Below are 12,695 nucleotides of genomic sequence, written 5' to 3' on the forward strand. Positions count from 1 at the left end.
GGTCACTGGTCACTGTTTACTCACTGCCATTGAGCGAAAATTTGCTTAATTTGGGCGATCGCTTCATCTGCGGCTTGTTCGGGAGCAACGCCATTGACAACAACTTTATTAACAGCCTTACTCCAAATACTTTCCTTGAGAACTAGGCTGTAGGCAGGGTTTTGGGCAGTAGCAATCAGGCGCGTTTGTTCCTGAATGACTGGCTTGGCAGCAGTGGAGATGTGAGGATCGCTCGTGTCTGTCCAATATGCGTCTTTCCAGACGAGTTTATGGACTGGCAAAAAACGCCCTCCCGCAGCTTTGAGAAAACTTCCGATGATCTCCGGTTGGATTAAATAAGCAAGAAAGTCCTTGGCTAACTTCTGGTTCTTGGAGTCGGCTAGGACAACCGCTTGCTTAACTAGAGCTAAATAACGCATTGGCTTGCCACTAGGTTTATTAGGATATCCGATTGTGCCGAGCTTATAGCGGTAAACGTCTGGTTGTTGGCGTACAGCGGCAGGAATCGAGAGGGAGTTGTTGGGAGTCATAACGATCAGGCGATTGAGCAAGCTGCGATTATTGTCTGGGTTCAGCCAGTTGATTGCCTCTGGTGGTACATAGCCCTGTTTGTAAAATTGAGTGTACCAATCTATACACTTGATAATGCCTTGGCGGACTTTGGGATCGTCAACCCGCAGCTGACCATGAGAATCTAGAATTTGAACGTCATAGGCTTCTAAAATTTGTTCAAAAATTTCATAGGTATCTACAACTCCAGCTGAGATCGGAAAGCCGATTGCATGAATCTTCCGATTGTGTTGGGTTTGCAGAGTATCCTGCATCTGTTGCCAAAACTTCCAGAAGCCATCCCAATCCTGGGGAATATCCTGCTCGCTCCGTCCTGCTAACTTGAGTAAATCGCGCCAGTAAAAAATATGAGGTATACCCTGATGAATCGGGATTGCATAATAGCTGCGCTGTTTTTTAAGGTTGTTATAAAAATAAACACTGGCTAATACGGTATCGGGATAAAACTGCTTCACTGGTGCGATCGCATCGGAGACATCTGCTAATTTGCCTTCCCAAGCCAAACGCGGATTCAACACCCGATCGGCATTATCATTCATTAAAATATCGGGCGGACTTCCCGCCTGAATTGCCCTTTGAGCTTTTTGCGAGAGTTCGTCATTGTTATAGAAAGACAGCTTGACTTTGTTGCCAGTTTGTTGCTCCCAGCGGCTCACAAGTTGTTGCAGCGCTTCATCTTCTTCCAAGGTATAGCCTTTATCCCACCAGACTTTCAAGACTTGACTTTCATTTGAAGACTCGTTGACTGAGGATAAGTTTGTTTCAGTGCTGTTAGTGCAGGCAATGGCGATCGCCATGAGAGCGATCGTTATGAATGGGTATCGCCAGCGAAAGTTCGTGTGTCGCGATCGCCAAGTACGTACCCAATTAATAAGTTCTATAAAATTGTAAAACATCAAACTACAACTCAGCTAAAAAAATACCAAATGCTAAAAAAACAGGTCGAAATTTATAGTTTTTTTTGGTAAGAGAACTAAAAAAACTAGCAATAATAACTATTTACAACCAGACAGCTAATATTTGAGCGAATTTTTGTAACGCAATTTCGCGATCGCACAGATGGCGATCGCCCAGGTTAAAATGCAAAGGTAATATTGAAAGGTCAAGCCAATGGCAGTGCGACAACCCCGCTACAGCAAAGAAGAGTATGCTCGACGGGGCGATGAGATTTATGAATCTCAGGTGCGTCCTCAAGTCGAGGAAGGTAATTACGGCAAGATTGCAGCTATCGATATTGAAACCGGAGACTTTGAAGTTGATCCGAGTGAGATTGTAGCCTGCGATCGCCTCGAAGCTCGTCGTCCAGATGCTCAAATTTGGATTGTCCGCATTGGCTCTCGCTATGTCCGTCGATTTGGTGGGCGTAGCCGGAGAACTATGTGATTATTGGAGTAGTTAACAAGGAATTTGAACCGATTATTTCACTTTCAATTCGCTGCTCTGATGGCAAAGTCTTCGCCCAAGATGCGATCGTAGACACAGGATTTAATGGTTGGCTTTCATTGCCTCCCGATTTAATTGCTGAGTTGAAATTGAGATGGAAGAGACGAGGACGAGCAATTCTTGGAGATGGCAGTGAGTGTGTATTCAACGTTTATGAAGCAGTCGTAATTTGGGATGGCACGCTGCTAACAATTCCAGTAGACGAAGCTGATTCAGAACCACTCGTTGGAATGTCGTTGATGGAAGGTTATCAGCTAACGATGCAGGTCTTTCAAGGCGGGCAGGTTGAACTTTGCAAGATTAGCAATGATTAAATTTTATCAGAATTTTTTCTCAGTTCATCGCCGATTGAAGCCCGACCGCACACCAACGGTATTGAAAGAAAGTTGCTAGCCCCAATCCTAAAGCGATCGCCAAGACCAAACATAAAGTGCCTAAAAATAACTTTTGGAATCTGGCAGCTTTTCGCTCTTGCAGCAATCGCGCTGCTATTTCTTGAGTCCGTTCTGCTTCCAATCGCGTCTCAACTTCTCGGCGATCGCATTCTTGGCTTGCGGCTAAAAAATGATAATCCAATTCGCTCAAGCTTTTACCCTGTGACCAAGCTTGAGCCTCAACTAAGGCTTGCCCGCGCAACAACCGCGAAGAGTCGCGCCTTTGTGAGATTAACCAAGCATCTAACGCCTGGGAGTAGGGTCGCAGTTTTGCTAATTGTTTTTCTACCCAAGTTTGATTAAATACTTCTCGATAGATGCGGTTCTTGACTTGCAATTGTCCTTGGTGCTTGACAACCAAACCCGATAACAACAACTCGATCTGCTCTTGAGAGTCATCTACGGGGATTTCAACTCCTTGTAAAATTTGCTGATAGATGCCCAGCAAAGCACTAGCACGCTGTTCGTTTCGCAGCAAGCGATCGCGGATCGTCTTCAAATGCTCTGGCTCATCCTTCGCTTCCCAGTTTTCAATAATGTGGATTCTGACAAGTTTTTCTAAAATTAATGGTGGAAATTGGTAATAAAAGCGGATCAGATGATAATTAACGATCGGCAGATGGTAATCTAACTTGAAACGATCTCCGCCTTCTAGACTTGTAGGTTTTTGTAAGTCCTGACTCCCACTCATCCTTTCGTGAATGACAATTTGACAGAGCTTCTGAGTCAGAAATGGCTGTCCGTCCGTCCAAGCCAAGATCTCTTTAAGTACAGATATCGGATTGGCTACCTTATCCTCCAAGCCAGATGCTAGCGGCTGGACTTCTGATAGATCGAAGCCATGCAGATCGATAGATTTACCGATATTAAATGGAGTCCGATGGCGATCGGCAATCAAATCTGAAGGCGTTGCTACCCCAAATAGCGCCCAAGTGAGGCGATTGTATTCTGGATTCTCCGCTCGCTGGTTATAGCAAGCTCGAATCAAGGCAAAAAAATCTTCAGTTGGGAAATTAAGTCCTAGAACGCTATCAATTTCATCAACAAAAATAAAGATTTTCTCGTTGTTAATTTGGACTAACAAAATGTCTTCGATAAACTGGCTGAATCGCTGGAGGAGAGATAAATCTTCTCGTTCTTGCCACCAAGCTTTGAAATTGATTTTGCCAAAGAGATTGAAGCCTCTTAATAGATCGACCATCACACCCTTGTACCACTGAGCGGGAGTAATATTTTCGCTGCCGATCCGCGTCATGTCGATTGAGGCACACCTAAAACCTCGTGCTTCTAAGCGATGCCGAGTTCTTAGCCGCAGGCTAGATTTGCCCATTTGTCGGCAGCTAAAAACATAACAAAACTCGCCTCTGAGCAAAGCACGATCGAGTTCAGCGTCAGCCTGTCGCTCCACGTAGCTAGGAGCATCCATTTTGAGACTGCCACCAACTTGATATTCGTATGCGTTCATAGGCTTAGCCTAATTGCTCGCGGAAATACAATCGATACAACTCACAGCTTGGCGTTGCCAAATTTCCCTCCAGCTTGACTAGCCCCATACTTTCTAATTTATAGGCAGCGATCGCTTCTAATTGCACGGGTTCATTGGATGTTACGACTCGCTTGAATGCTGTCGCTAGTTCGGGATGCTCTTGGAGATTCGCCAGGTAACCCCGTAAGCGATCGCTATAGACTCCAGAAACTGTAGGAGCAGTTTGTAGGAGTTGATTTAGACTCACCTCCTGGCGTGCCAAATGATAGAGCGCAATGCGGATCAGATAGGGATGTCCCCCACCATTGCTAGCAAGAGAGCTAGATTTTTCACCCCCTCCTCGCTCTTACTCCAATCCAGACGATGACGTACTGCCAACTCCTGCGCTTGCGCCAAACTAAATTCTGGTAATTTAATTGGCAATCCGACGTTAAAAGGAGATTGATTGATATCTAAAGGAATATAAGCTTCCGTAGCATGAACTACCACCAGTCGGAGTTTTTTCCAGATTTCTAATTCCGAGGCATCTTCATACCAGGAGCGCAGCAGTGGTAGGAAATCGCTAGAGATTTCAGGATACTCGAAAATTCGATTGACTTCATCCAAAGCCAAAACCATTGGAGAGTCAATTTCTGCCAGTAAAAATTCTTGGAAATATATCGAGCAGCTGACTTTACTGCCAATATCCTCATCCCAATAGTCATCCAGCCTCGGCTCTAAATTCAACTGACGACTAACATTCGCACACAACCAGCGTAAGAATTTATCTAAGGACGTGAAAATGCTATTGTCTGCCCGTTGCAAGCTTAACAGCACGGTGTGGAACCCCTGCTGTTTGGCATGAGCCAAAATTCTATGCATCAAGGATGTTTTTCCCATCTGCCTGGGAGCTTTAAGTCGCAGTAAGCTTCCAGGTTTGCTAATTTGGGTATAGGCAAGTTCTTCAATCGGCGGACGCTCGATGTAAAACAGAGAATCAAGCGGTACTGGTCCGTCAGGAAATTCTAAAAAGTCAGGCTTGGGGCTAATGGATGCACTTTGCACCTCTCTTCCTTTTTGTCCCTGAGATTCATGCATCGACTCGCGCCACTGACGCTCTAAGGCAGCGCGAAAGTTAGTTTTACTGACATTTTCTCCTAAAGCTTTGCTCAAGAGCTTCCAGAATTTGGGACCGACATCGCGTGTCAAGTAACTGACAGAATAACCCGCAGCCTCAGCCGTCTGCTCGTAGGTCTGACTTTGCCAAGCACCTATGAGAATAGCAGTTTCCACGTCACTCAGGTGTCTGCCCCACTGGGCAAACACAACTTTGTTGGTTATTTCAAGTGCTTGGTCAAAGTTCATACCAATACTACACTGACCCTGCTGCTTTACTTATATTCTGAGATTACCAGAAATGTTGAAATCCGTTAGTTAGTAGTTAATTGCCATGACAGGTCAAATTAACATATGCATTGCAGCATGAGTCATGTATTCTTTTTGTTGACGCTCCCACCGAATCGCGCGGGGGATTCCTACTTCACATCGAGAACTTGTACCAGGTTTGCTGCAAGCAGAGTAAAGGTTTCCTCTCCATCGGCTTGAGATTCCTAGCGCCCCTGGGTATTTAGTTTTAAAATGTTGATGGCAGCGTTTGTGGCACAGTCTAAAACTAATCCACAGACATAAACATGAGTTCTGTTGTTTAATGTTTTAGCGACTAAAACCCCATAGTAGCTATACATTTGAGAAGTATTGTACGGATTGATGGCTATTGTTTGCCGACCATACTTACATCCGAAGTAATCTAACACTGAAAGAAAAGACCCCAAGTTACATCGTTAACCGACTTAGCATTTCAACCCCTAGCTAAACCTTTAACTCGTACGCCATATAATCAAAGGATCGTGGACAAATATATTCTTATTGATTGCGGGTTTCACGATGAGCTAGAAGCATTAGCAACCTTGCGCCAATCATGTCGGATTGTATATCGTAATGCAGCTGGTGAATCAGTTGAAATTGAAGGTCTGATTGTGGATGTTTATGCTGCAAACCAAGCTGATTTTCTGAGGATGAATAATGGTATAGAAATTCGATTGGATAAACTTGTTTCGGTTAACGACAAGCAGATTTCTTTTTGTACAGATTGATTGATAGCGGTTTGCAATTGGTAAAACAGACGATCTGTAGGGACGCACAGCTGTGCGTCCCTACAAAGCTACCCGCGTTATTTCCACCCAGCTCGATCCATAATTTGTAGAGCTGTTGCACCATTGCGACCAAACACAGCCGCATTGAGCGAATCTTCCTTAAATTTTCCGTAGCTTGCCAAAATCGGATCGACTGCTACACCTGCTACGACTGGATATTCGTGATTACTTTTGGCAAAAATTTCCTGAGCGCGAGAACTTGCCAGAAATTCGAGGAATTTAATTGCGTTTTCTTTATTGGGAGAGGTCTTGACCAATCCACCACCGCTAATATTGACGTGAGTGCCGCGACCCTTTTGGTTGGGGAAAAACACGCCAATTTTTTCAGCAACGGCGCGATCGGCAGGTTTATCGGAAGCTGCAATTCGTGCTAGGTAATAGGTATTGCAAATTGCTAAGCTCCCCACCCCAGCAGCGCAGGCTTGAATTTGTCCGACATCGTTGCCTTGAGCTGGACGAGCAAAGTTTGCTACTAGCCCCCGTACCCAAGCTTCCGTTTTGGACTCACCATTAGCCGCTAAAATCGAACCTACTAAGGATTGGTTGTAAACATTATTGGATGGTCGTACTAAAATTTGACCGCGCCATTTTGGGTTTGTCAAGTCTTCGTATGTGGACAGCTCTGCTGGTTTTACCTTAGTTTTGTCATACATAATCACCCGCGCCCGCTTCGAGAAGCCAAACCACAGACCATCGGGATGACGCAGGTTTTTGGGAATAGCCTTGGTCAAGAGCGCCGATTTGACAGGTTGAAACAGCCCTGCTTGTTCTGCCCGCCACAAACGCCCTGCATCAACCGTCACCAAAACATCTGCTGGACTATTGGCTCCCTCACTTCTAATCCGCTCGATCAGCGGATCGGCTTCGCCTTCAATTAGGTTCACCTGAATTCCCGTGGCATCTGCAAAAGCTTGATAGATTTCACTATCTGCATCGTAATGACGTGCTGAATAGAGATTGACTACTCGATTACCACCTGTTTGGGCTGACACTCCCAGCCCCCACGTCCCGATTGTCACAGTTGCCGCAGCACCAGCACTAGCACCCAAAAAGGTGCGACGAGTCATCTTGCTCATAAATCCTTCTAGCTTACGTTCTCGCGATCGCAATTTTGATTTAATAATAATAATGTCATTAATAGGTACAGACTTTTAAAAATTTTTTGCATTAGCTCAAAACTCCGTCCACTGGCGCAAAAGATTGGCATGGCTTTTAGAAATTAAATCGAATACGGGCGTTTTGCCGGAGGCTTCAAACAGCGTTTGACGTGCCGTATCGAGATCGAACAAAATTTCTCGCTGCTGAGGATCGCGTACCAAACTTTGAATCCAAGTTACTGCTGCTAGGCGCACGCCTTGAGTCACGGCTTCCACGCGGTGCAACGTTGATGAAGGATAAACGATCGCCGACCCCGCCGGCAACTTAAATGCTACCTCTCCCTGGGTACTCTCTATTATCAGTTCTCCCCCTTCGTAAGTGGTGGGGTCACTGAGAAATATTGTCATTGATACGTCCGATCGCATGAAAGGATCGTACATCAGAGCATTATCAATATGAGTGCCGTAAGACATGCCGATATCGTAGCGACTGATAGTTACCGGACGAACGATATAGGGACGCACCGCCATTTGGAATAAGGCGTGCCGCTGTAAAGCTGCATCGATGATATCTCGCACGATCGCCAGTGCTGGCGATCCCTGGGGGAGTTGGGTATTGTGTTTGACCTGGCGTGCGTGCCAGCCAGCTGTAGCTTTACCGTCCACGAACTCAGCCATCTCCAGTTTGGCGATCGTCGTTTCTAGCTCTGTAGGGTTAAGAATATTGCCAATACACAGAATCATGGCGATCGCAATGCTGTAAGAAGGAGTGAGGAGTTAGGGAAAGGATAAGGGAGACAAGGAGAGCAATTCAAAATTTCCCAACTCTCGACCCCTGCTCCCTGATAATTGTCAACCACCAGCCAAATTACCAATTACCAATTACCAATTGCCCTGATAACTGATAACTGATAACTGATTTATTGTGCCATTTTTGCCCATTCTTCAGGCAACATATTAGCGACAATCTCAAACTTCCCCTTGCCATCTGGCTTCACAATGTATGCGACACCTTGAGGCTCTGGATAAATTCCTGTTGCCGCATCAAACACGTCGTCGTGACCCACAACTACTGTATTGGTTCCGTCAGCAGGCGTAGTCGTGAGGAATGGCATCACCGCAGTCCGCATCTGGGCTTTCTGGGCTTCGGTGTAATCTTCAGCAGGTGGAAAATTTAAGGCTGCTCTCTTTTCAGTGCGACCAAACGCAATATCTGCTGTCTGCCACGCACGGCAATACTCGCTAGAGTAAACTTGACCTACAGGAATCTTCAACGCTTCAAAGGCTTGACCGATGGTTCGCGACTGCTGCCAGCCAACTTCACTTAGCATCCGCTGAGTCGAACAATCTCCCATTTTTGCAGACACTTGGTCGGCATAATCCTTTTCAGTTTGGGCATGTCGGAAGTAAATGACATATCCACCATTCTGCAAGGCATTTAACAGTTGCTTACCACTGAGCTTATCTTTGAATGATGTTCCTGCTTCGCCGCCTTCACCACCTTCACCACCCTGGCTAGGGGTAGTAGCAGGAGGCTTGGCAGGGGTACTACCTTCACCACCCTGTCTGGGAGTAAAAGTAGTGGGGGGCTTGGCAGGACTACCACCTTCACCGCCTTCGCCACCTTCACCGCCTTCACCACCCTGGCTAGGGGTAGTTGTAGAAGGCTTGGCAGGGGTACTACCTTCGCCACCTTCGCCACCTTCGCCACCTTCGCCACCTTGGGCTATCTGCATTACTGAAGCGCGATCGGGTATTTCGATCGCCCTTTCCGCAGCTGCTTCTACGGCACGATCGGTTGCCGCGATCGCTACCGCGCCTGAAAGAACGTAAGCACCCACACCTACCCAGATTTTTACCTTACCTAAGTTCATAACTCACTAACCACATTAATTAACTAAGACCAGGGAACTACGTGCTACTCGAAAATCGATTCAGCACTATTTAGTCAAGACACGATCTGGCGTTTAACAAAACGCCTTTTCGAGCGCAGATAGTCTGCTAATGATAAGTTTTTGCATTAGAGAGGAATATACCACGATCTCGTGTCAAAAGAACTACCTGTAGTCAATTTCCTCCGGTCTAGTACGGGTAATCTGCCGACTTAAAGCAATCACAGGAATAATCCCAACAGCAACAATTGCCAAGGCGGGTGCAGCTGCCTCTGCCAAACGCTCATCTGCTGCCAGCCGATAGACCTCTACTGCCAGCGTATCAAAGTTAAACGGACGAACGATCAGCGTCGCAGGCAATTCTTTCATCACATCGACAAACACTAAAATTGCTGCCGTGAGTAAGCCACCACTCATCAACGGTGCGTGAATCTGCACCAGAGTGCGAGTTGTGCCACAGCCGAGCGATCGCGCCGCGTCATCCAGGTTGGGTTTAATGCGGCTGAGGCTGGATTCAACCGTGTTATACGACACCGCCAAGAATCGCACCAAATAGGCAAATACCAGCGTTATAATTGTGCCGCTGAGCAACAAGCCAGTCGAAATCCCGAAAGTCGATCGCATCCCAGCATCTACCGCATTATCGATCGCCCCAATGGGAAACAGCACGCCCACGGCAATCACCGCGCCAGGAATTGCATAGCCCACCGTTGCCGTTCTGACTGCTACCTGCATACCCCAATTGGCGCTCAGCCGCAGACCGTAAGCTAGGATGGGTGACACGAAGACTGCCACTATTGCCGTTACTGCCGCTAGGATTAAACTATGGCGAGATAGCTCCCAAAAGCGTTGGCTAAAGTTGTGGGTAATATCGCTAGTTGCCATGTACAGCAAGCGTCCGGCAGGAATCAAAAAACCCAGCACGATCGGCAGTCCACAAACGATAATAGCAGCGATCGCCCGCCATCCCCGCAACCTAAACGCAGACAATCGCTGATAGCGTCCCGTGTGGTGATAGCGCGTTTGCTGCCGAGACCAGCGCTCCAGCCCGATTAGTAACAGCACAAATACCAATAACAACGCCGACAGCTGTGAAGCAGCAATTCGATCGCCCATGCCAAACCAGGTGCGGTAAATCCCAACGCTAAACGTATTCACAGCAAAATATTGCACCGTTCCAAAATCATTTAGCGTTTCCATCAGCACCAGCGATACCCCTGCGACAATCGCTGGTCGAGCTAACGGTAATGCGACTCGCATGAAACTGCGCCAAGGATTGCATCCCAGCAACCGACTTGCTTCCAGCGTACAAACTGACTGCTCTAAAAATGCCACTCGGCTGAGCAAGTAAACGTAGGGATACAGCACGAGACTGATAATGGCGATCGCTCCACCTAGCGATCGAACGGTGGGAAACCAGTAGTCATTCACGCTCGTCCAGCCAAACATGTCTCGCAGCGCCAACTGCACCGGACCGTAAAACTCCAACATTTCTGTATATACATACGCCAGTACGTAAGCTGGAGCAGCTAATGGTAGCAGTAGCGCCCATTCTAATAGCCGCTGTCCGGGAAATCGGCACATTGTCACCAACCACGCTGTCCCCACGCCAATCACCACCGTACACAGCCCAACCCCCAGCATTAACCACAGAGAACTACTGATGTAGTCTGGCAGCACTGTGGCTAGGAGATGGTTCCATACCGTGCCGGAGTTTGTCAAGACACTACTGAGTACCACTCCAATCGGAGCGAGAATCAGCAGGGCGATCGCTATAACTAAGAACGTCCAGCCATTCCAGGAACGTTTGAAAAGACGGCGAGAGTCAAGCGTAGGCATAGGGACACAATGAAGCAAAAAGATAATCAGAAACAATTTGTCCAGCAAGATGAAATTCCTGATGAGAATATATTGCAGGACTCCATTACACTATAAAGGCAAGTCTAAGTTTATATACTGGCTTTTCTGGTTTCATGCCCTCTCCTCTTCTTTGTCTGCATCAGGTCACTCGACAATTTTCCCGCCGGACTCAACCCGCCGTCTGTGAGGTTTCCCTGTCGTTGCCAGCAGGCGATTTACTAGCGTTGCTCGGTCCTTCTGGTTGTGGCAAAACTACGCTCCTGCGGTTAATTGCTGGATTTGAACAGCCCCAGAACGGCACGATTGACATTGCCCAGAGGCGGGTATCGGGCAACGGGCATTGGTTGCCCCCAGAACAGCGAAATGTGGGGATGGTGTTTCAAGACTACGCCTTGTTCCCGCATCTCACGGTGAGTCAAAATATTGCGTTTGGCTTAGATCGCTCCTCCAAAACTGCCAAGCAGGTGAAAGATGCACTCGCCTTAGTCAATCTGACTGGCATGGAAAACCGCTATCCTCACCAACTCTCTGGCGGACAACAGCAGCGTGTTGCTCTCGCTCGTGCCATTGCTCCGCGTCCAGCGCTGATTCTGCTCGACGAACCGCTGAGCAATCTAGATGCACAAGTGCGATTGCGGTTGCGGCACGAGTTGCGCGCGATCCTCAAAGCTGCGGGTGTATCAGCGATACTGGTCACGCACGATCGCGAAGAAGCGCTATCAATCGCCGATCGGATTGCAGTCATGTGTAATGGTTATCTGGAGCAAATTGATACGCCAGAGTACCTATATCAGCAACCAGCATCGCGGTTTGTTGCTGAGTTTGTCACCCAAGCCAATTTAATTCCAGCTCAGCGTCAAGGTGACGTGTGGCAGACAGAAATCGGCACTATCCCTATTACCCTAACTGGCAATTGCGATCGGCGGGATGCCGTCGATCTGATGGTGCGCCAAGAAGAGATCGTTCTCACCCCCGTTCCTACCAGTCAAATTTTAATTCGCGATCGCCAGTTCCTCGGACGCGAATATCGCTACGTCCTCCATACACCTAGCGGTCGTGAGATTGTGGCGCGGACTCCCACAAACACTTATTTAGCGGTTAACACTCCAGTGCAGCTAGAGATCGCCACCCAAAAGTTACAGCTTTATCCTAAAACCTAATGCGATCCACAGCCCGATATTACATTGTGCGATCGCACAGCGCGAGCGTAAATAATGCTGCTGCTGCCAGTGCCGCGATCGTCCGAATGTGGTTCCAAAGCGTCCAATCGCTCAGGTATTTATTCCATAGATTTGCACCTTCAGAACTGTCTGGTTTAACGATCGCTAGTGCATCGTTCAACGGTACGTTGAAGGCGATCGTAACTAGAAAAGTGCCGACAAGGTAGAGCAGACTACCAACAAGCAGGTAGGCAGCACCAGTTTGATGCCAATTGAATAACGCAGCAATAGCCAGAAATATGCAAACTGCACCTGTTCCGAGGAATGCGGTCATAAACCACAGATTGATGACCGTAATGTTGATGGATTGCATGGCAGCAATTCCCTGTGCAGACGGAATTCGAGCCAGAGCAAGCATTACGAAAGTCGAGAAGGCGAAGAAAACTCCTGCTACCAGTCCAGAACCGAGTGCTGCGAACAGCTTCAATGCAAACAACAAGTCAATTCTCAACATGAATGGCGGAATGCGAGCATGAAGGCGATCGATGTAAGTATTACAGT

12 protein-coding genes and 1 pseudogene are annotated in these 12,695 nt (G+C 47.4%); 4 read left to right on the forward strand and 9 right to left on the reverse strand.

What is annotated here, in order from left to right:
• Positions 1-20 precede the first annotated feature (20 nt).
• The gene (locus M5J74_RS17065) at positions 21-1,466 is read right to left on the reverse strand and encodes an ABC transporter substrate-binding protein (protein ID WP_250012578.1); all 1,446 of its coding nucleotides are present in this window, start codon (positions 1,464-1,466) and stop codon (positions 21-23) included.
• Between the two features lie 214 nt (positions 1,467-1,680).
• Here M5J74_RS17065 and M5J74_RS17070 point away from each other — a divergent pair, with 214 nt between their 5' ends.
• Together M5J74_RS17070 and M5J74_RS17075 are read left to right on the forward strand one after the other, a co-directional pair.
• The gene (locus M5J74_RS17070; protein ID WP_015155277.1) at positions 1,681-1,953 is read left to right on the forward strand and encodes a hypothetical protein; all 273 of its coding nucleotides are present in this window, start codon (positions 1,681-1,683) and stop codon (positions 1,951-1,953) included.
• Positions 1,950-2,327, forward strand: coding sequence for a clan AA aspartic protease (locus tag M5J74_RS17075; RefSeq protein ID WP_106166875.1), 378 nt, complete (start codon positions 1,950-1,952; stop codon positions 2,325-2,327). The genes M5J74_RS17070 and M5J74_RS17075 overlap by 4 nt, the downstream gene beginning before the upstream one ends.
• Positions 2,328-2,346: 19 nt before the next feature.
• Here the strand turns inward: M5J74_RS17075 and M5J74_RS17080 are convergent, their stop codons facing one another.
• From M5J74_RS17080 to M5J74_RS33490, 3 genes and pseudogenes are all read right to left on the reverse strand, one after another.
• Positions 2,347-3,912, reverse strand: a complete 1,566-nt coding sequence (locus M5J74_RS17080) for an AAA-like domain-containing protein (RefSeq protein WP_250012579.1) — start codon at positions 3,910-3,912, stop codon at positions 2,347-2,349.
• A 4-nt stretch (positions 3,913-3,916) separates the two neighbouring features.
• Positions 3,917-5,277 (reverse strand): annotated as a pseudogene (locus tag M5J74_RS17090) (AAA-like domain-containing protein).
• A gap of 245 nt (positions 5,278-5,522) precedes the next feature.
• A complete protein-coding gene (locus M5J74_RS33490) occupies positions 5,523-5,726 on the reverse strand; it encodes a zinc ribbon domain-containing protein (RefSeq protein WP_181245348.1) in 204 nt (67 codons plus the stop codon).
• Positions 5,727-5,819: 93 nt separating this feature from the next.
• On the opposite strand from M5J74_RS33490, the gene M5J74_RS17095 reads away from it, so the two are divergent.
• Positions 5,820-6,065 carry a hypothetical protein gene (locus tag M5J74_RS17095; protein WP_106166872.1) on the forward strand — a complete coding sequence of 82 codons (246 nt, stop codon included), beginning with the start codon at positions 5,820-5,822 and terminating at the stop codon, positions 6,063-6,065.
• A gap of 77 nt (positions 6,066-6,142) precedes the next feature.
• On the opposite strand, the gene M5J74_RS17100 is transcribed toward M5J74_RS17095, so the two are convergent.
• The 4 genes from M5J74_RS17100 to M5J74_RS17115 form a co-directional block, all read right to left on the reverse strand.
• Positions 6,143-7,201, reverse strand: a complete 1,059-nt coding sequence (locus tag M5J74_RS17100; RefSeq protein WP_051033242.1) for a Fe(3+) ABC transporter substrate-binding protein — start codon at positions 7,199-7,201, stop codon at positions 6,143-6,145.
• 96 nt (positions 7,202-7,297) lie between these two features.
• Complete coding sequence (locus M5J74_RS17105) at positions 7,298-7,966, reverse strand: Fe2+-dependent dioxygenase (protein WP_106166871.1); 669 nt, start codon at positions 7,964-7,966, stop codon at positions 7,298-7,300.
• A 176-nt stretch (positions 7,967-8,142) separates the two neighbouring features.
• On the reverse strand, positions 8,143-9,096 hold the full coding sequence (locus M5J74_RS17110) for a histidine phosphatase family protein (RefSeq protein WP_015155283.1): 954 nt from the start codon (positions 9,094-9,096) through the stop codon (positions 8,143-8,145).
• A 183-nt stretch (positions 9,097-9,279) separates the two neighbouring features.
• Complete coding sequence (locus M5J74_RS17115; RefSeq protein ID WP_250012582.1) at positions 9,280-10,953, reverse strand: iron ABC transporter permease; 1,674 nt, start codon at positions 10,951-10,953, stop codon at positions 9,280-9,282.
• 134 nt (positions 10,954-11,087) lie between these two features.
• Here M5J74_RS17115 and M5J74_RS17120 point away from each other — a divergent pair, with 134 nt between their 5' ends.
• Positions 11,088-12,134: an ABC transporter ATP-binding protein gene (locus M5J74_RS17120; RefSeq protein ID WP_015155285.1), complete on the forward strand. Its 1,047-nt coding sequence runs from the start codon at positions 11,088-11,090 to the stop codon at positions 12,132-12,134.
• Positions 12,135-12,153: 19 nt separating this feature from the next.
• On the opposite strand, the gene M5J74_RS17125 is transcribed toward M5J74_RS17120, so the two are convergent.
• Positions 12,154-12,648 (reverse strand): DUF1772 domain-containing protein, encoded by a 495-nt coding sequence (locus M5J74_RS17125; RefSeq protein ID WP_106166869.1) that lies wholly within the window; start codon positions 12,646-12,648, stop codon positions 12,154-12,156.
• Positions 12,649-12,695 lie beyond the last annotated feature (47 nt).

Source organism: Chroococcidiopsis sp. CCNUC1, from assembly GCF_023546805.1.
GTDB lineage: Bacteria > Cyanobacteriota > Cyanobacteriia > Cyanobacteriales > Chroococcidiopsidaceae > Chroococcidiopsis > Chroococcidiopsis thermalis.